Origin of the sequence: Bradyrhizobium dasycarpum, from assembly GCF_042019905.1 — a bacterium.
Classification (GTDB): domain Bacteria; phylum Pseudomonadota; class Alphaproteobacteria; order Rhizobiales; family Xanthobacteraceae; genus Bradyrhizobium; species Bradyrhizobium japonicum_B.
Map to the genome: position 1 here is coordinate 3,055,146 of NZ_CP169574.1, position 16,362 is coordinate 3,071,507.

Sequence of the window (16,362 nt, forward strand, 5' to 3'; positions counted from 1 at the left end):
TGTTCAATCACTGCGGCCTCTGGAATACTGGATCGCCCGGTCAAGCCGGGCGATGACAGCGCGGTGTGGTGACAGACATGCTTCGTCGCTCTCGCGGCTCAAATTCGCCCGAGCTTTGCTTCGTCTCGCCACCCTCAAAGCCAAGAGGGCGCAGGGAAGGCCGGGTGCCGACATCGCACCCGCGGTCCACTGCGCGAAAATTCACACGCAGAAGAACCGCACAGCAGCATACAGGTGGTGCCGATCACTCGGCCTTCCCTGCGCGATGGTCGGACGGCTTATGCCGTGCTCTCCCGGGAGCCGAACTTTCCTTCTGGCCTCCCTCGCCGTTCGAATTGGCGATGCCGTCTGCCCGGTTGGGCTCGCGCGCATCTTCGATCCGGCTTGACCGTAGCAACGACGGCCAGGACCACACGGTTTTGCCGTACGCACGGCCCGCCCTGTCGCCGCAATATTCCCAGCCCTGTCGACGGAGCCGGAAACTTACAAGCGAGACGAAGCCTAGCAGCGCCGTTCGTCTGCACGCGGCCACGGGCTCACAGGGACGACCCGCCCTGCCCGCACCTCTCATGCCGACGCTGCCGCGTCCACCGCAAGCCCGGCTCGCGATCAAGACGACCTCGAGATCGCCCCTCCTGGTTGAGCCGGGATGGGCGACACATACGCCAAAACCGAATTTCGGTAAAGTGGAATATTTTCAGCGGAACGGATTGACAGAGGCCGACACAGGAACGGCCGCGTAGCCCGGATGGAGCGATGGCGTAGTCCGGGACGGTTGAAGATGCCTCGCGAGGGGCCCCGGATTACGCTTACGCTCCATCCGGGCTACGGAAGCTACAAGAGAGAACGCATCACTTCGCTCGCACCGGCGCGCCATCCGCCATGGTCGTCACGCCCTTCCGCTCGACGATCATGCCATAGGCGTGCGGCTGGCGGTGGACGTCGAAATTGAAGGTGGTGCGCTTGTAGGAATTGCAGAGATCGAGATCGCAGCGGGCGAGCGCGAGCTCGTCGCCCTTGGTCGTGCATCGCGCGATGATCTCGCCGGAGGGCGCGATGATGCAGCTGCCGCCGATGTGGTCGACGCCCTCCTCGACGCCGGCCTTGGCGACGCCGACCACGAAGGTGCCGTTCTGATAGGCGCCGGACTGCATCACCAGATGATTGTGAAACAGCGAGAGATCGTCATGCTCGGGCGCGGGCGGATTGTGCACCGGCGTGTTGTAGCCGATCATCACCATCTCGACGCCCTGCAGGCCCATCACCCGATAGGTCTCGCTCCAGCGGCGGTCGTTGCAGATCGCCATGCCCATCACGCCGCCGAAGGCGCTGACGACGCCGAAGCCGCGGCCAGGCTCGAAATAGCGCTTCTCCAGATGCTGAAATTTCCGCCACGGCTCGTGCTCGGCATGGCCGGGCAGATGGACCTTGCGGTACTTCGAGACGATCGCGCCGCTCTTGTCGACGAGAATGGACGTGTTGTAGCGCCTGACGAGCCCGGCCTCGACCGTCAGCTCGGCATAGCCGAGATAGAAACCGATGCTGAGTTCGCGGCCGAGATCGAACAGGGCCTGCGTCTCCGGGCCCGGCATCTCGCGCTCGAAGAATTGGTCGATCTCGGCCTGATCCTCGAAATACCAGCGCGGGAAGAACGTCGTCAGCGCAAGCTCGGGATAGACGATCAGGTCGCAGCCGCACGCCTTCGCCTCGCGCATCAAGACCATCAGCCGGGCCACGACTTGGGTCCGGCTCTCGGTCCTGGCGATCGGGCCAAGCTGGCCGGCTGCAACAGTCACAAATCTCGCCACGCGTCATTCCTTCGTTGTCGGGAGTGCCTCGAGCTCCGAGCCTATCGAGCGGCGCACCGCGCGCACAGGCCGGGGCGCCCGATTGTCATAACCGGACACAACCAAATTCCATGCCTTGCGGGTATCATCGTGCGGGGCCGGCCGACCATTCCTGAAAATTCGGGAACTTCGTTGCGGATATGCAACGGTTCCCCGCGATCTGAAGCCGGACAAAACAAACTCCCATTCCGGCCATGAACCGCTCTCACAAGGCCGTGAGACGATCAGGGGAACGACGATGCGTGCACAACGCGTTTGGAAAGTGAATGGGGACGCCAGCATCGGGCATCTCCAATCCAGACTGGACGATCTGAACAAGCGGCTGGGTCAGCTTGAAAGCCAGCATCCGGACAGCTGGAAGATCGAAGAGCTGAAGGCGAGCGCGCTCAGCCTCTCGCGCGAGATCGACGACATCCGCTGCGCCGAGGCGACGGCGGCCTTGAGCGAGCTGCTGCGGAAGTAATCAGCACGCGGCGATTCGATGGGTGGTTCGTAGGATGGGTAGAGCGCAGCGAAACCCATCGATCCCTTCTCGCGCAGACGAAGGTGATGGGTTTCGCAAGGGCTCTACCCATCCTACGAGCTACGAAGCTCGAGATTCGCGAATGGCGGAAGGAACCAAGCTCCACGCCCGCCATTTCCATGCAGAGCATGGAGCACGAGCATGACGAGGCAGCTGACGCGAGCCTATCTCGCGCGCGGCGTGGCCGGCACGGTGTCCAGGCTGGTGCTGTGCGCGGCGGCGGCATTTCCCCTCGCGCCATTTGGCGCCGTGAGGGATTTCGCATGACGTCCGAACCCGAAGAGCAGGTGCGGCTGCAAGGCTTTGGCGAGATGACGTTGCGCACGGCGGTCGCGACGCTGATGCAGCTCGCACCGCGCGAGCGCGCGGAGGCCGCGATCTTCCGCGTCCGCGACGGCGTGCGGCTGGCGCAGAGCGAAGTCGCCGAGCTCGCCTCACATTGGGGCATCGAAGCGGCGCCGAACGTGCGGTCGCCGCGACTGGTCCCCGAGCAGCACTGGCCCGACATGGTCCGCGGCATGGTGCGCGAGGCCCCGCTGCCGGCGCTGATGGTGGCGTTTCTGGTGGGCGTGCTGGTGGCGAGGAGGTAGCCGCGCCACAGCCGCTTGCAACAGGGTTACTTCTGTTCGCTTGCCCGCATCTGCTCGGCGAAAGGACGCAAGGCCTCGGACATCTCGTCGAGGCGCTTCTGCCACTCCGCGCCAGGCATGAAGGCGATTACCGGCTCATCCCCTGGCGACCCCGTCAGGTAGTCCGGATGACGCAGGCCCTCCGCGATCCCGGCTTCCAGCTTCCTGACGATGTCGTCCGGAACGCCCTTGGGGACAGCAAAGCCGCGCTCGGCTGTCGTCATGACCGGAAAACCCACCTCTTCTGCCGTCGGAACGTCGGGCAGCGCTGCAAAGCGCTTCTTCGACAGGATCGCGATGACGCGAAGTGGTCCCTTATTGGTGCCATGCAGCTCGGGAATCTCGCTGAGAGTGACCATCCCGACGTCCAGATGCCCACCCAAGAGATCGGTGCGCTGTGCCGCCGTTCCTCTGTAGGAGATTTCGTTGGGCTCGACCTTCGCGACAGCCGCGAGCATGCGAATGGCCAGATGACCATTCGTGCCGGCGCCGTTGTGACCGAAGCTCACCGACCCCGGCTTGCTGCGCAAGGCGCCAATGATGTCAGGCAAATTTTGGAATCTGCTGTCCGCGGGCACCACGATCACGTTCGGATCTTCGACGACCCGTGCGACCAGCCGAATCTCATCCGTGGTGTATTGGGTCTGGCGGGTCATCGGCAGGAAATTGTAGCCCGGCACATTGACGACACCAATCGCATAGCCGTCGGGCGCCCCGCGCGCGATCGAGGCAAACGCGATCTCGCCACCGGCGCCGGGCTTGTTCAGGACGACAAATTTCGCCTTGCCGCCGAGCGCGCGCTCGACAAAGGGCAGCAGCTTGCGCGCCATGACATCGGTGCCGCCGCCGGGCGCAAAGCCGACCACGACTTCGATGGGCTTGTCGTCCGGCCAGGCAGCCCAAGCCGGCCCAGAGGCGGCGAAGCCAAAAGCTGCGACGAGCGCCAGGATTTTCTTGTTCATGATTTCATTTCCGCCCTGTTTTTTATTGGCAGATCGCGCTCTCGAACGCGCGATCGACTGTGCGTTCATCTAGCCGTCGGCCTGACCGGAGAGCAACCAGTTATCCCGAGTGCAGCTATGCGGTGGGCTGGAGCGTTCGTGAGGTCAACGCGATCGCATCAAGGGGACGCGCTTCGAATTCCATGAGGGCGGCGCGGCGTCCTCTAACCTGCCTCGCAACGCTCGCTCCTCGGGGTCGACCCATGACCAGCCATGCCGAGCGGACAAGCCGCCCTGCCCGGCCAAATCGGCCGTGGACCCGATCCCGAAATCGTTGCAGAAAGGTGTTCCGAGGCGCCGGCGGCCGGTCTGCCAAGCCTCTGGAAAACGTCAACTTTTGGAAGATTGGTCGGAGTGGCAGGATTCGAACCTGCGACCCCTGCGTCCCGAACGCAGTGCTCTACCGGGCTGAGCCACACTCCGACAAGAAGGCGGCTTATAGCGTCGGGTTTGACGCACCGCAAGCGGCCGAGATGAGGAATTTTGTCCCTGTGAAAACGGGCCTTGAAACGCGGATTTTGCCGGCCGGCGCCGCCGGCGCGGAGGCTGCCGCCAGGGCCTTGGCCGCCGGCGGGCTGGTCGCGTTTCCGACCGAGACGGTCTACGGGCTGGGCGCGGACGCCGCCAATGCCACCGCGATTGCCCATCTCTACGCCGCCAAGGGGCGGCCGGCGTTCAATCCGCTGATCGCGCATGTCGCCGATCTCAAGGCTGCGCGGCGGATCGGGCGGTTCGACGCGCGCGCGCTGGAGCTGGCCGAGGCGTTCTGGCCGGGGCCGCTGACGCTGGTGGTGCCGAAGATCGAGGGCTGCCCGGTGGCGGAACTCGCCACCGCCGGGCTCGACACCGTCGCGATCCGCATCCCCGCCCACCCGGTCGCGCAGACGATCCTGCGCGCCTTCGGCGGGGCGGTGGTGGCGCCGTCCGCCAACATCTCCGGCCACGTCTCGCCGACGCTGGCGGCCCATGTCGAGAGCGACCTGGCGGGGCGGATCGACCTGATCATCGACGGCGGGCCGGTCGCAGTCGGTGTGGAATCGACCATCGTCGGCTGCTTCGAGACGCCGATGCTGCTGCGGCCCGGCGGGCTGTCACGCGAGCGGATCGAGGCGGTGCTTGGGGCACCGTTGGCGCGGCCGCCAGCGGAAGCGGACAGCGACGACAGCCAGCCGCTGGCGCCGGGCATGCTGGCCTCGCATTACGCGCCGCGCGCCCCCGTGCGGCTCGATGCACGCGAGGTGGCGCCGGGCGAGGCGCTGCTGGCGTTCGGCGCCGCGCGCCTGCCTGGCGTCGATGCTGCCGCCGAGGTCATGAATCTGTCGCCCACAGGTGATCTCGATGAAGCCGCCGCCAATCTGTTCGGCTATCTTCGCGAGCTCGACGCGAAGAGCCCGCGGGGGATCGCGGTGATGGCAATTCCCGAAGAGGACCTTGGCGAAGCGATCAACGACCGGCTGCGCCGGGCTGCGGTTGCCCGATAGAAGCTTGAGAAGAGACACGAGAATGAACGTCAATACACCCGCCATTCCTCCGCTTGCGCCCGAGCTGATCGAGCAATTCCGCAACATCGTCGGCGAGCGCCACGCCATTACCGATGCCAACGACATCGCGCCTTATGTCACCGAGGAGCGCAACCTGTTCCACGGCCGCTCGCCGCTGGTGCTGCGCCCGGGCTCGACCGCGGAGGTCTCTGAAATCTGCAAGCTCGCCTCCGCGCACAAGATCGCGCTGGTGCCGCAGGGCGGCAACACCGGGCTCGTCGGCGGCCAGACCCCGCACAACGGCGAGGTGGTGGTGTCGCTGCGGCGCCTGGACAAGATCCGCGAGGTCGACACCGCCTCCAACACCATGACGTGTGAGGCCGGCGTCGTGCTGCAGGTGGCGCAGCAGAAGGCATCCGACGTCGACCGGCTGTTTCCGCTGTCGCTGGGCGCCGAAGGCAGCTGCACCATCGGCGGCAATCTCTCCACCAATGCCGGCGGCACCGCCGCGCTCGCCTATGGCGTGGCACGCGAGATGGCGCTGGGGCTCGAGGTCGTGCTCGCCGACGGGCGCGTGCTGAACGTGCTGTCGAAGCTGAAGAAGGACAACACCGGCTACAACCTGCACAATCTCTTCATCGGCGCCGAAGGCACGCTCGGCATCATCACGGCGGCGACCTTGAAGCTGTTTCCGAAGCCGCGGGCGGTCGAGACCGCCTATGTCGGCCTGAAGTCGCCGGACGCGGCCTTGAAGCTGCTGACGATCGCGCAAGGCGAAGCCGCGGGCGCGCTGACGAGCTTCGAGCTGCTGTCGGAGATGGCGGTGGACTTCTCCGTCCGCCACGGCATCGACGTGCGCGATCCGCTCGCAGAAAAGCATGCCTGGTACGTGCTGATGGAATTGTCGTCGCCCGGTGACGATGCCCGCACGCCGCTGGAGACGATCCTCGCCCGCGCCATGGAGGAGGAGATCGTCGACGACGCCGTGATCGCGTCGAGCCTTGCCCAGCGCAACAATTTCTGGAAGCTGCGCGAGGAGATGTCGGCGGCGCAGAAGCCGGAGGGCGGCTCGATCAAGCACGACATCTCCGTTCCCGTCGCCGCCGTGCCCGCCTTCATCGCCGAGGCCGACGCCGCGGTGGTGAAGCTGATCCCCGGCGCGCGGCCGGTGCCGTTCGGCCATCTCGGCGACGGCAATCTGCATTACAATGTCAGCCAGCCGATCGGCGCCGACACGGCCGATTACCTCGCGCGCTGGCACGAGGTGAACGCGGTGGTGTTCGAGATCGTGCTGCGCATGGGCGGCTCGATCTCCGCCGAGCACGGCATCGGCGTGCTCAAGCGCGACGAGCTGCCCCACGTCAAGGACAAGACCGCGATCGAGCTGATGCGCGCGATCAAGGCGATGCTCGACCCGCACGGCATCATGAACCCGGGGAAGGTGCTGTGAGCGCGCTTGCGATCGACACCATTGCCGACGCCGATGTCGAGACCGTCGTCGCGCTGTGGCAGCGCTGCGGCCTGACGCGGCCCTGGAACGATCCCCATGCCGACATCGCGCTGGCGCGGCGGCGCGGCAATTCCACGGTGCTGATCGGCCGCGACAATGGCGCGATCGCAGCGACAATCATGGTCGGCCATGACGGCCATCGCGGCTGGGTCTATTACGTCGCGGTCGATCCCGACAGCCGGAAGCGCGGCTTCGGCCGCCTCATCATGGCGGCGGCCGAAGACTGGCTGCGCGCGGCCGGCATTGCCAAGCTGCAGCTTCTGGTCCGGCGCGAGAACGCCGCGGCCAATGCGTTCTATGACTCGCTGGGCTTCGAGCTATCGACCTCCGTGATGTTCCAGAAGTGGCTCGACGGCCGCGCGACCACGCCAAGCAATTGAGATCCTTATCATGACCGTTTCCGACCGCGTCCGCATCAAGGACGTCCGCGTGCTCTCGGACGGCTGGACCACGCTGAAGACCACGACGTTCGAGTATCGCCGCGCCAGCGGCGAGTGGCAGACACAGCATCGCGAGACCTATGAGCGCGACAACGCCGCCGCCGTGCTGCCGTACAATCTCGCGCGGCGGACCGTGATCCTGGTGCGCCAGTTCCGCCTGCCCGCCTTCATCCGCGGCTACGACGACCTCCTGATCGAGGCGGCCGCCGGCGTCTTGGACAACGCCGAGCCCGAGGAGCGCATCCGCGCCGAGGCCGAGGAAGAGACCGGCTATCGCCTGCACCACGTCCACAAGGTGTTCGAGGCCTTCATGAGCCCGGGCGCCATCACCGAAAAGCTGCATTTCTTCGTCGCCGAGTACGAGCCCGAGATGCGGGTGAGCGACGGCGGCGGCCTCGCGCACGAGGGCGAGGACATCGAGGTGCTGGAGCTCTCCATCGACGAAGCGCTGGCGATGATCGCCGACGGCCGCATCATCGACGCCAAGGCGATCATGCTGCTGCAATATGCGGCGCTGCATGTGTTCAGGTAGGTGACGCTCTTCACCCTCCCCTGGGAGGGGAGGGTCGATCGCGCGAAGCGCGAGCGGGGTGGGGCGATCCCTCCACTCGGGCACTGTTGGATGTGGAGAGACCGTCACCCCACCCCGTCTCACATTTCGCTACGCTCCATGTGAGCCGACCCTCCCCCTCCAGGGGAGGGCAAGAGGCGCCTTCCATGCGGCTTTAGCGTACAATGCAATTCAGACCTGCGCCGCCCCTTCCCCGGTTGAGCAACCCAGCAACTCCCTCTAGTCTGTCGCCAACCAAGAACCAGGAGACGCGCCCATGTCCGCTCCGCGCGACGACGACTTCGGCTTTGCGCCCGATTATGATTCTCCCGTCCCCTACATGCAGCGCACGCGGGAATATTACGCGGCGATCGGCTACACCACGCCGTATCGCTGGGCGCATTACACCGCAGCGCCGTTCCAGCCGCTGAAGAAGCCGCTGGCGAAATCGCGCGTGACCATCGTCACCACCGCCGCGCCCTACGATCCCGCCAAGGGCGACCAGGGGCCGGGCGCGGCATATAACGGCAGCGCGAAATTCTACCAGGTCTATGACGGCGACACCTCGAAGCAGCACGATTTGCGCATCTCGCACATCGGCTACGACCGCAAGCACACCTCGGCGACCGACAACGGCACCTGGTTTCCGCTGCCGCAGCTGTTGAAGGCGTCCGCCGCCGGCCGCATCGGCGAGGTCGCCCCGCGCTTCTTCGGCGCGCCGACCAATCGCAGCCACCGCGTCACGCTCGACACCGATGCACCGGAGATTTTGGCGCGCTGCCTTGCCGACGAGGTCGACGTCGCGGTGCTGGTGCCGAACTGCCCGGTCTGCCACCAGACCACCGCGCTGGTGGCGCGGCATCTTGAAGCGAACGGCATCCCGACCGTGATCATGGGTTGCGCCAAGGACATCATCGAGCACGCGGCGGTTCCGCGCTTCCTGTTCTCGGATTTCCCGCTCGGCAATTCCGCCGGCAAGCCGCACGACGTGACCTCGCAGGCGCAGACGCTGGAGCTTGCGCTCAAGCTGCTGGAGACCGCGAGCGGCCCGCAGACTACGATGCAGTCGCCGCTGCGCTGGAGCGAGGACGCCTCCTGGAAGCTCGACTACAACAACGTCGCCCAGCTCAGCCCTGAGGAGCTGGCGCGCCGCCGCGCCGAATTCGACAAGCAGAAGGAGATCGCGCGCGGCAACCGCGCCGCCTGACGTCCTCCAACAACAATAAGCCAAGGGAGAGCGACGTGACGCGACCGTTCGAGGGCGTGAAGATCCTGGATTTTACGCAAGTGCTGGCCGGCCCCTATGCGAGCTACCAACTCGCGCTGCTTGGAGCCGATGTCATCAAGGTCGAGCGGCGCGAGGGCGAGGACATGCGCCGCACGCCGCTTTCCCGCGAATGGGCCGAGCGCGGGCTGGCGCCGGCGTTCCAGGCCGTCAACGGCAACAAGCGCAGCCTGACGCTCGATCTGCAGAAGCCGGAGGCGATCGCGATCGTGAAGAAGCTCGCCGCGAGCGTCGACGTCGTCATGGAGAATTTCCGCCCCGGCGTGATGGACAAGCTCGGCATCGGCTATGAAGCGCTCTCCGCCATCAATCCGAAACTGATCTATTGCGCAGTGTCGGGCTTCGGCCAGACCGGCCCGGATCGGCTGCGGCCCGGCTATGACGGCAAGATGCAGGCGCTCTCGGGCATCATGGCGATATCAGGCCATCCCGAGACGGGACCGACGCGCGCCGGCTTTGCGGTCTGCGACGTGCTGTCGGGCGCCACGGCTGCTTTTGGTGTCTCGAGCGCGCTGTACCAGCGCGACCGCACCGGCAAGGGGCAGCTGATCGACGTCTCCATGCTGGAGGCGACGCTGGCGTTTCTATCGGGCCAGATCGCGGACTGGTCGGTCGCCGGCCATCGCCAGGCACTCTCCGGCAACCAGGCGGTGAGCCGCAGGACCACGGCCAACCTGTTCAAATGCGGCGACGGCCACATCCTGCTCGCGGTCAACAACGAGAAGCAATATCGCGCGCTGATGGCTGCGCTGGGCCGCGAGGACACGCTGTCTGATCCTCGCTTTGCCGACTGGTTCTCGCGCAACGAGAACGAAGCTGCGCTGCGTGCCATCATCGAGACGGCGCTGGCGGCAAAGCCGGCGCGCGAATGGGAGAGCATTCTGGAGGACGCCGGCGCGCCATGCGCCAGCATCTGGAAGGTCGAGGAAGTCATCGACCATCCGCAAATCAAGGCGCGCGGCGCGATCCAGGAGCTGGACACGCCCTATGGCCGGCTGCGCTTTGCCGGCAGCGGCTTCAAGCTCGCCCATGGCGGCGGCCGGCTGGACCGGATGGCGCCGGAGCTGGGCGCGGATACGGATGCGGTGCTGGGTGAGCTCGGATTCGCTGCGGCGGAGATCGCGGCGTTGCGGGCGAAGGAGGTCGTTTAAAGTGCCGCTTACTCCGCTCTCGTAGGATGGGTAGAGCGAAGCGAAACCCATCGCCACTTCCACGTTGATGCATGATGGGTTTCGCAAGAGCTCTACCCATCCTACGGCACCGCGCCTAGAACAACGATCCTTGCCCGTCATCTGCCGGACTAGCGGCTGCCTTCCGCACGGCTTTCTTGGGCTTAGCCGCCTCGGCCTCCGACTCCATCTGCTCCGCGCTGATCGGCAACACGAGCTGCTCGTCGTCATTGGCGACGCGGTTGACGCGGGTGGAGACCGGGTGCCAGGCGAACTCGCCCGGGCGCGGCGCGGTCATCAGCGGCAGGATCGCGTCGATCTCGTCGCCGCTGACGTCGAGCCAGCGCTCGAAATCGCGCTCGCTGATGGTGACGGGCACGCGGTCGTGCAGCGCGGCGAGATCCGCGCCTGCCGCCGCCGTGACGATCGCGACGGTGTCGAGCTCCTCGCCGTTCGGCCCGGCCCAGGTCTCGAACAACGCGGCGAAACCGAGCGGCGCGCCGTCGGCGCGGTGGATGAAGAAGGGCTGCTTGCGGCCGCCCTCCGTCTTCCACTCATAATAGCCATCGGCCGGGATCAGGCCGCGCCGGCGGCGAATCGCGTTCTTGAAGGCGGGCTTCTCCAGCACGGTTTCGGAGCGGGCGTTGATCAGCAGCGTAAACCCACGGGGATCCTTGACCCAGGTCGGCAACAGGCCCCAGCGCATCAAGCGGAAATGCCGCGCGCCGTTCTCGATCAGAACGACCGGAACAGGTTGTGTCGGCGCGACGTTGTACCGAGGCGGGAAATTCGGCTGCTCGACATAGCCGAACAATTGCCGCAAGGCCGCGGGGGCCGAAGTTATGACGAAGCGTCCACACATCCCAGGGTGCCTATATAGGGTCCGTTCAGGTCCTTTTAACCCCGAACGTTAACACTGCGGCGGATGAGCTCAACGGCCTCCCAACCCGCGCGGACGCATGTACAGACGGGCCCCGAGGCCGCCGCCTGGGCCGAGCGGCTGCGCGTGGCCAACATCAACCCGCGGACCGGGCTTGCCACCGACTATCTCAACCATTTCAATGAAGCGGTGATGCTGCTGGAAATGGTTCCGGACATGCCGGAATGCGCGGACGATTTCCTGACCTGGACGCCGCTCTCCTACGCCGAGCATTTCACGGCGTCGAATTTCAAGGCGCGCGACCTCGCCATCGAAGCCTATGAGAAGGCCGATCCCAATGTGCGCGCCCAGTTCGACCACCTGACGGACACCATGACCTCGATCCTGACCGCGGTCGGCACAGCCATGCGCGAGGTCGAGAAGGACACGACCCGAGTCCGCCTCGCCGAGCAGGCCGCGCTCTGGGTCAAGCCGCTGATCGCGGCCTGCGGCGGCATCATCCATGGCGGCGCCGAAGCCGACGTCGACACCATCATGGCGAACTGAGCCGGTTTGTTTAGAAAATGGCTTCGCCCGTTCAGCCCGCCCACCCCCAGCTCGCCGTCAGCGCCGCGATTTTCCGCGACGGCAAGGTACTGCTGACCCGACGCGCCCGCTCGCCGGCGAAGGGGTTCTATTCGCTGCCCGGCGGCCGGGTCGAGTTCGGCGAATCGTTGCACCAGGCCCTGAGCCGCGAGGTCGCGGAGGAAACCGGGCTCGACATCGCGATCGTCGGCCTTGCCGGCTGGCGCGAGGTGCTGCCCGCCGCGCCTGGCGCCGGCCATTACCTCATCATGTCGTTTGCCGCCCGCTGGGTGGCCAAGGAGCCGGTCCTGAACGACGAGCTCGACGACTACCGCTGGATCGCCCCGGACGCGCTGGCGGGCCTGGATGGCCTCAAGCTGACCGGGGGGCTGGACGAGGTGATCCAGTCCGCCGCGCGGCTCATTAAAGCATAGCTGGCGCCCCGAACGCCGGTGCACCTCTCCCGCCTGCGGGAGAGGTCGGATCGCGACAGCGATCCGGGTGAGGGTTCTCTCCTCTAGGGGATTGTCCCATTGTGGAGACACCCTCTCCCCAACCCTCCCCCGCAGGCGGGGGAGGGAGCGCACCGCCAGCGCGGCTTGCCTTGCGTCCCCAGCCTCGAAGAGGCATACACCCCGCCGATGTCCACGCGATTTCTGGCCATTTTTGCCCTGCTTGTCGCCTGCGCCTGCGGACCCGCCAGGGCTCAGGACGTGGCGGCGCCGTTCGACGCCGATTTGCAGCGGCTGGCCGAGATTCTCGGCGGGCTGCACTATCTGCGCGGCATCTGCGGGGCCAATGAGGGCAACAGATGGCGCAACGAGATGCAGGCGCTGATCGATGCCGAAACCCCCTCCGGCGAGCGCCGCACCCGCATGATTGCCGGTTTCAACCGCGGCTATAACGGCTTTCAGCAGACCTACCGGAGCTGCACGCCGGCCGCGACGGTGGCGATCCGCCGTTACATCGAGGAAGGCTCGAAGATCTCGCGGGATCTGACGGCGCGCTACGCGAACTAGGTTCTCTCCACCTGTCATTCCAGGCTCGCGACTTCGTCGCGCCCCGGAATGACGGCGGCAGATGCGGGCGCGGCGCGACGGGAACCCTGTCATCGACTTTGTTCACAGCCGTTAACCGTTCTTAAAGATGTGGCCTAGCGGTCGTTAACGACCGTGCTAAACCTTTTTGCACAGCGCATCGCCGTGGATCGCGCCCCAGCCCTGATCGAGTTTCATGAGCCAGCCGATTTCCTACGCACCCGCCCGCGCGCCGCTGCCCGACCACGAGCAGAAGCAGGCCGCACTGAGCTACCTCAACGAGGCCTGGGCCGAGGCGCGCCATGACGGCGTCGACGGCGACTGCCTGGCACAGGCGAGCCTGTTTGCAGCCTTTGCCGAGCTGGTCGGCACCTATGGCGAGGACGCGGTCGCCAAGTTCGTCGAAGGCTTTCCCGGCCGCATCCGCAACGGCGAGTTCTCGGTCGACATCTGCAGGCAGTAGGCCCTGCCGAAAATGACCCCGCCACGCGGGCGGGGCCAGTCAACGGATGAATGACTTTGCAAAGCGGATTTGGCGAACAGCTTCGCGAAGTCTGCAGGCATTGTGGCACGGAAGCCGTTTCCCCCCGACAAGCATTAGTCTCGCGATGGCCGGGAGATGTTCCTGCCGGGGTCGGGAATGCGCGCCCTCCTCACGGCGCGATCTTGAGCGTCGCTTTCATGTTGGGATGATAGCGGCAGTCATACTCGACCGTTCCCGCCTTCTTCAGAACTGATGTCGCCGATGTCTTCGGCGGCAGCGCCACGTCGAAATCACCGTTCTTCGCGGTGGCCGTATGGGCGAAAACGTCCTTGTTGATCCACGTGACGGTGTCGCCAACCTTGGCCGAGACCTCAGCCGGCGAGATCACGAGGTTCTCCATCGTGATCTCGATCGTCGCGGCGCGTGCAGGAACGGCCATCGCCGCGACGACAAGCACGATAGGAAGCGAAAACGGCTGCCCCGACATCATCGCACACTCCCTATTTCAGCTCGGCCGCGACGTGTTCGGCGTGCTGCTGATGGCCCTGAAAAATCTTAAGGCCGGTCTGCAACAGGCTCTTCAGCTCGGCGTTGCCGGCCGACGGAATGAGCTGGGTCTCCAGCGCGCCGTTGACCTGCTTGTGGTAGGCGACCTCGTTGGCGACATAGGCCTTGTCGAAGGCAGCACCGCTCAGCTTGTCGAGCTCGGCGAGCTTGTCGCTCGCCTGCTTGGACAGCGCCTTGCTGGTGTCGTTGTCTTCAGGCGTGACGTTCAGCTTCTTGACCAGCGCGAGCGCCTGGCTGTTAACGGCCTCGTGGTCGCGCAGCATGTCCTCGGCGAACGCCTTGACGTCCTTGCTCTTCGCCTTCTTCTGCGCCTGCTTGGCGGCGTTGATGTCGATCACGCCCGCAGTATAGGCGATATGGGCGATCTGCGGATCGGTGGGCTTGTCGGCGGCGCCGGCGCTTTGCAGCAGCGCGGGACTGGACAACAGAATGGCCGCGGCGATCGCCGCGCTCCGTCGGGTGAACATGGCTTGTTACTCCTGTGATGCCGGACCTTGGCCGGCGCGTTGCTTCACAGGGATTGGATGGGCGTTTTTCGCGAACGTTCCCGAAAAATTACACGCCGACGCCAATCAACCTATGCCAAGGCGCCTGAGCACGGCCTCGGTCAGGCGCTCGCAACGCTGCCCGGCGAACGGAAATGCGTCCAAGACGACGGGACCGATCTTCTTCTCGACGTTCTCGCGCAACAGGGTGCGCGCACGGTGCAGCCGCGTCTTGACGGTTTCCGGCTTGATGCCGAGCAGCTCGGCGGTCTCCTCCATGCTCATCCCCTCCATCACGCGCGCGATGAAGACCATGCGGAAGGCATCGGGCAATTCATCGATCGCATGTTCGACGACGCGCTGGATCTCGCGTTGGGCCATGGATTTTTCCGGATCGGTGGCGGCGGTCGAAATGGGAAACTTGATGATCTGGGCTTCGAGCGTTGCCTCCGGCACCGATCCCAGTTCGACCTGCGGCCTCCGACTGCGCAGGCGCCCGAGCGCTTCGTTGATCGCGATGCGCGACAACCAGGTCGACAGCGCCGCGTCACCGAGAAAACCGTCGAGATGCGTGAAGGCGCGGACATAGGTTTCCTGCACCACGTCCTCGGTCTCGCTGTCACTGCGCAGGATGCCGCGGGCGAGGCGGTAGAGCCTGCGGTTGTTGGCCTGCATGATCTCGCGGAGTGCAGCCTCCTCGCGGCGCCGCGCGCGCTCGATCAGCTCGGCTTCCGATGTCCTGATGCCGGCGGTCAGCCCGGCTGCGGTCCCTGGCATGGCGGGTACCCTATCTCCATTGGTTCCGGACATTGGATGCAGCCCCAGGGCAAAGGTTCCCAGATTTCTTCTCTGGGATTTTATCCTCCCCTGGAGGGGGAGGGTAAGCGCAGCGCACTCCTAATCCGTCTCGATCGGCAGCGCCGGATCCCTCGCCCATTCGCCCATCGAGGCGTCGTACAGCGTCAATCTGTCGTAGCCGAGCTGGGTCAACAGAAACAGGTCGATCGTCGCCGAGATGCCGCCGCCGCAATAGAGAATGACGTTCTTGTCGCGGGTGACGCCCGCAGCAATGAACTTGGCTTCGGCATCGGCAAGGGTCGTCAACGTCTTGTCGGCATTGACGAGCGTCGCAGCGGATACGTTGACGCTGCCGGGAACACGGCCGGGCCGGCCGTAGCGGCTCGGCCTCGAGGCCGCGATGAAACTGCGGCCCGAGCGCGTTGACGATGACCGTCGAGGGATCGCCGATCCGCGCCTTCACCACATCCTTGTCGACGAAGAAGCCGGCGCGCGGCGCGGCCATGAAGCTCGTGGCCGGATAGCCTTTCGGGGAGCCTGTCTCGACCGGCCGTCCCTCCTGCTTCCATTTGTCGAAGCCGCCGTCGAGCACCTGCGCATCGACGCCGAGCGAGCGCAGCATCCACCAGAACCGTGTCGCCCACATCATGGTGCCGATGCTGTAGAGCACGACGGTCTTGCCCGCATCGAGGCCGTGCCGGCCGAAGCCGGTCTCCAGCTGCGCGACATCGGGCATCATGAAGAAGTGCTGCGACGAGGCGTCGGAGAACTCGCCTTGCAAATCGAGGAAATCGGCGCCCGGAATGTGCCCGGCCGCAAACGTCTTGTCGCCGGGCACAGCGCGGTAAGGCACGTCGCTGCCGGGCGGCACAGGTTCGTTGTAGGTCGTGCAGTCGTAGAGGCGGAGATTGGGATCGCCGAGCATGGCGGCGAGCTGCTCGGTGGTGATGAGGGGCGTTGGCTGGGACATCGGACTCTCCCAATTTGAGCTTGCGCTTCCTGGCACACTGTCATTGCCCGCGAAGGCGGGCAAGTATTCCAGAGGCGGCAGTCGCATCAGCCAACTATCGCCGCGGCGTACTGGATGCCCCGGTCAAGCCGGGGCATGAGAG

Annotated in this window: 19 protein-coding genes, 1 tRNA gene and 1 pseudogene; 13 read left to right on the forward strand and 8 right to left on the reverse strand. The window is 65.6% G+C overall.

The window, feature by feature from the left end; translation table 11 throughout:
* Positions 1-851: 851 nt before the first annotated feature.
* Positions 852-1,808, reverse strand: coding sequence for an N-carbamoyl-D-amino-acid hydrolase (locus ACETMP_RS14835; protein ID WP_375161503.1), 957 nt, complete (start codon positions 1,806-1,808; stop codon positions 852-854).
* Between the two features lie 277 nt (positions 1,809-2,085).
* Here ACETMP_RS14835 and ACETMP_RS14840 point away from each other — a divergent pair, with 277 nt between their 5' ends.
* The 3 genes from ACETMP_RS14840 (at position 2,086) to ACETMP_RS14850 (ending at position 2,960) form a co-directional block, all read left to right on the forward strand.
* Positions 2,086-2,310 carry a hypothetical protein gene (locus ACETMP_RS14840; RefSeq protein WP_028134947.1) on the forward strand — a complete coding sequence of 75 codons (225 nt, stop codon included), beginning with the start codon at positions 2,086-2,088 and terminating at the stop codon, positions 2,308-2,310.
* A 201-nt stretch (positions 2,311-2,511) separates the two neighbouring features.
* Entirely contained in the window at positions 2,512-2,637 is a 126-nt protein-coding gene (locus tag ACETMP_RS14845; RefSeq protein WP_375161504.1) for a hypothetical protein, read from the forward strand.
* A complete protein-coding gene (locus ACETMP_RS14850; RefSeq protein WP_375161505.1) occupies positions 2,634-2,960 on the forward strand; it encodes a hypothetical protein in 327 nt (108 codons plus the stop codon). Before ACETMP_RS14845 ends, ACETMP_RS14850 begins: the two co-directional genes overlap by 4 nt.
* 26 nt (positions 2,961-2,986) lie before the next feature.
* Here ACETMP_RS14850 and ACETMP_RS14855 read toward each other — a convergent pair whose 3' ends face one another.
* Together ACETMP_RS14855 and ACETMP_RS14860 are read right to left on the reverse strand one after the other, a co-directional pair.
* A complete protein-coding gene (locus ACETMP_RS14855) occupies positions 2,987-4,030 on the reverse strand; it encodes a tripartite tricarboxylate transporter substrate binding protein (RefSeq protein WP_375161506.1) in 1,044 nt (347 codons plus the stop codon).
* 316 nt (positions 4,031-4,346) lie between these two features.
* A tRNA-Pro gene (locus tag ACETMP_RS14860) sits at positions 4,347-4,423 on the reverse strand.
* 68 nt (positions 4,424-4,491) lie between these two features.
* Between ACETMP_RS14860 and ACETMP_RS14865 the strand changes: the two genes are divergently transcribed.
* The 6 genes from ACETMP_RS14865 to ACETMP_RS14890 all read left to right on the forward strand — a co-directional run bounded on the left by ACETMP_RS14865 (position 4,492) and on the right by ACETMP_RS14890 (position 10,417).
* Positions 4,492-5,481, forward strand: a complete 990-nt coding sequence (locus tag ACETMP_RS14865; RefSeq protein ID WP_375161507.1) for an L-threonylcarbamoyladenylate synthase — start codon at positions 4,492-4,494, stop codon at positions 5,479-5,481.
* Between the two features lie 22 nt (positions 5,482-5,503).
* Positions 5,504-6,931 carry an FAD-binding oxidoreductase gene (locus ACETMP_RS14870; protein ID WP_375161508.1) on the forward strand — a complete coding sequence of 476 codons (1,428 nt, stop codon included), beginning with the start codon at positions 5,504-5,506 and terminating at the stop codon, positions 6,929-6,931.
* The gene (locus ACETMP_RS14875; protein ID WP_375161509.1) at positions 6,928-7,371 is read left to right on the forward strand and encodes a GNAT family acetyltransferase; all 444 of its coding nucleotides are present in this window, start codon (positions 6,928-6,930) and stop codon (positions 7,369-7,371) included. The genes ACETMP_RS14870 and ACETMP_RS14875 overlap by 4 nt, the downstream gene beginning before the upstream one ends.
* Positions 7,372-7,381: 10 nt before the next feature.
* A complete protein-coding gene (locus ACETMP_RS14880; protein ID WP_375161510.1) occupies positions 7,382-7,963 on the forward strand; it encodes an NUDIX domain-containing protein in 582 nt (193 codons plus the stop codon).
* A 295-nt stretch (positions 7,964-8,258) separates the two neighbouring features.
* Positions 8,259-9,188: a glycine reductase gene (locus ACETMP_RS14885; protein ID WP_375161511.1), complete on the forward strand. Its 930-nt coding sequence runs from the start codon at positions 8,259-8,261 to the stop codon at positions 9,186-9,188.
* 35 nt (positions 9,189-9,223) lie between these two features.
* Positions 9,224-10,417: a CaiB/BaiF CoA transferase family protein gene (locus ACETMP_RS14890; protein WP_375161512.1), complete on the forward strand. Its 1,194-nt coding sequence runs from the start codon at positions 9,224-9,226 to the stop codon at positions 10,415-10,417.
* 115 nt (positions 10,418-10,532) lie between these two features.
* On the opposite strand, the gene ACETMP_RS14895 is transcribed toward ACETMP_RS14890, so the two are convergent.
* A complete protein-coding gene (locus ACETMP_RS14895; RefSeq protein ID WP_375161513.1) occupies positions 10,533-11,297 on the reverse strand; it encodes an SOS response-associated peptidase in 765 nt (254 codons plus the stop codon).
* A gap of 63 nt (positions 11,298-11,360) precedes the next feature.
* Here ACETMP_RS14895 and ACETMP_RS14900 point away from each other — a divergent pair, with 63 nt between their 5' ends.
* The 4 genes from ACETMP_RS14900 (at position 11,361) to ACETMP_RS14915 (ending at position 13,379) form a co-directional block, all read left to right on the forward strand.
* The gene (locus ACETMP_RS14900; RefSeq protein ID WP_375161514.1) at positions 11,361-11,861 is read left to right on the forward strand and encodes a hypothetical protein; all 501 of its coding nucleotides are present in this window, start codon (positions 11,361-11,363) and stop codon (positions 11,859-11,861) included.
* A 17-nt stretch (positions 11,862-11,878) separates the two neighbouring features.
* On the forward strand, positions 11,879-12,313 hold the full coding sequence (locus tag ACETMP_RS14905; protein WP_375161515.1) for an NUDIX hydrolase: 435 nt from the start codon (positions 11,879-11,881) through the stop codon (positions 12,311-12,313).
* Positions 12,314-12,520: 207 nt separating this feature from the next.
* On the forward strand, positions 12,521-12,898 hold the full coding sequence (locus ACETMP_RS14910; RefSeq protein WP_375161516.1) for a TIGR02301 family protein: 378 nt from the start codon (positions 12,521-12,523) through the stop codon (positions 12,896-12,898).
* A gap of 214 nt (positions 12,899-13,112) precedes the next feature.
* Complete coding sequence (locus tag ACETMP_RS14915; RefSeq protein WP_028134933.1) at positions 13,113-13,379, forward strand: hypothetical protein; 267 nt, start codon at positions 13,113-13,115, stop codon at positions 13,377-13,379.
* 190 nt (positions 13,380-13,569) lie between these two features.
* Here the strand turns inward: ACETMP_RS14915 and ACETMP_RS14920 are convergent, their stop codons facing one another.
* The 4 genes and pseudogenes from ACETMP_RS14920 to ACETMP_RS14935 form a co-directional block, all read right to left on the reverse strand.
* A complete protein-coding gene (locus tag ACETMP_RS14920) occupies positions 13,570-13,890 on the reverse strand; it encodes a cupredoxin domain-containing protein (protein ID WP_375161517.1) in 321 nt (106 codons plus the stop codon).
* 10 nt (positions 13,891-13,900) lie between these two features.
* The gene (locus tag ACETMP_RS14925; RefSeq protein WP_375161518.1) at positions 13,901-14,434 is read right to left on the reverse strand and encodes a DUF4142 domain-containing protein; all 534 of its coding nucleotides are present in this window, start codon (positions 14,432-14,434) and stop codon (positions 13,901-13,903) included.
* Positions 14,435-14,539: 105 nt separating this feature from the next.
* Entirely contained in the window at positions 14,540-15,229 is a 690-nt protein-coding gene (locus ACETMP_RS14930; protein WP_375161519.1) for an RNA polymerase sigma factor, read from the reverse strand.
* A 120-nt stretch (positions 15,230-15,349) separates the two neighbouring features.
* Positions 15,350-16,220 (reverse strand): annotated as a pseudogene (locus ACETMP_RS14935) (sulfurtransferase).
* Between the last annotated feature and the right edge of the window lie 142 nt (positions 16,221-16,362).

Excerpts from the sequence above, each read along its gene's own strand:
- ACETMP_RS14840 (WP_028134947.1), top strand. The coding sequence starts at position 2,086 with ATGCGTGCACAACGCGTTTGGAAAGTGAATGGGGACGCCAGCATCGGG.
- ACETMP_RS14845 (WP_375161504.1), top strand. The coding sequence starts at position 2,512 with ATGACGAGGCAGCTGACGCGAGCCTATCTCGCGCGCGGCGTGGCCGGC.
- ACETMP_RS14850 (WP_375161505.1), top strand. The coding sequence starts at position 2,634 with ATGACGTCCGAACCCGAAGAGCAGGTGCGGCTGCAAGGCTTTGGCGAG.
- ACETMP_RS14855 (WP_375161506.1), bottom strand. The coding sequence starts at position 4,030 with ATGAACGCACAGTCGATCGCGCGTTCGAGAGCGCGATCTGCCAATAAA.
- ACETMP_RS14870 (WP_375161508.1), top strand. The coding sequence starts at position 5,504 with ATGAACGTCAATACACCCGCCATTCCTCCGCTTGCGCCCGAGCTGATC.
- ACETMP_RS14880 (WP_375161510.1), top strand. The coding sequence starts at position 7,382 with ATGACCGTTTCCGACCGCGTCCGCATCAAGGACGTCCGCGTGCTCTCG.
- ACETMP_RS14885 (WP_375161511.1), top strand. The coding sequence starts at position 8,259 with ATGTCCGCTCCGCGCGACGACGACTTCGGCTTTGCGCCCGATTATGAT.
- ACETMP_RS14895 (WP_375161513.1), bottom strand. The coding sequence starts at position 11,297 with ATGTGTGGACGCTTCGTCATAACTTCGGCCCCCGCGGCCTTGCGGCAA.
- ACETMP_RS14900 (WP_375161514.1), top strand. The coding sequence starts at position 11,361 with ATGAGCTCAACGGCCTCCCAACCCGCGCGGACGCATGTACAGACGGGC.
- ACETMP_RS14905 (WP_375161515.1), top strand. The coding sequence starts at position 11,879 with ATGGCTTCGCCCGTTCAGCCCGCCCACCCCCAGCTCGCCGTCAGCGCC.
- ACETMP_RS14910 (WP_375161516.1), top strand. The coding sequence starts at position 12,521 with ATGTCCACGCGATTTCTGGCCATTTTTGCCCTGCTTGTCGCCTGCGCC.
- ACETMP_RS14915 (WP_028134933.1), top strand. The coding sequence starts at position 13,113 with ATGAGCCAGCCGATTTCCTACGCACCCGCCCGCGCGCCGCTGCCCGAC.
- ACETMP_RS14920 (WP_375161517.1), bottom strand. The coding sequence starts at position 13,890 with ATGATGTCGGGGCAGCCGTTTTCGCTTCCTATCGTGCTTGTCGTCGCG.
- ACETMP_RS14925 (WP_375161518.1), bottom strand. The coding sequence starts at position 14,434 with ATGTTCACCCGACGGAGCGCGGCGATCGCCGCGGCCATTCTGTTGTCC.
- ACETMP_RS14930 (WP_375161519.1), bottom strand. The coding sequence starts at position 15,229 with ATGCCAGGGACCGCAGCCGGGCTGACCGCCGGCATCAGGACATCGGAA.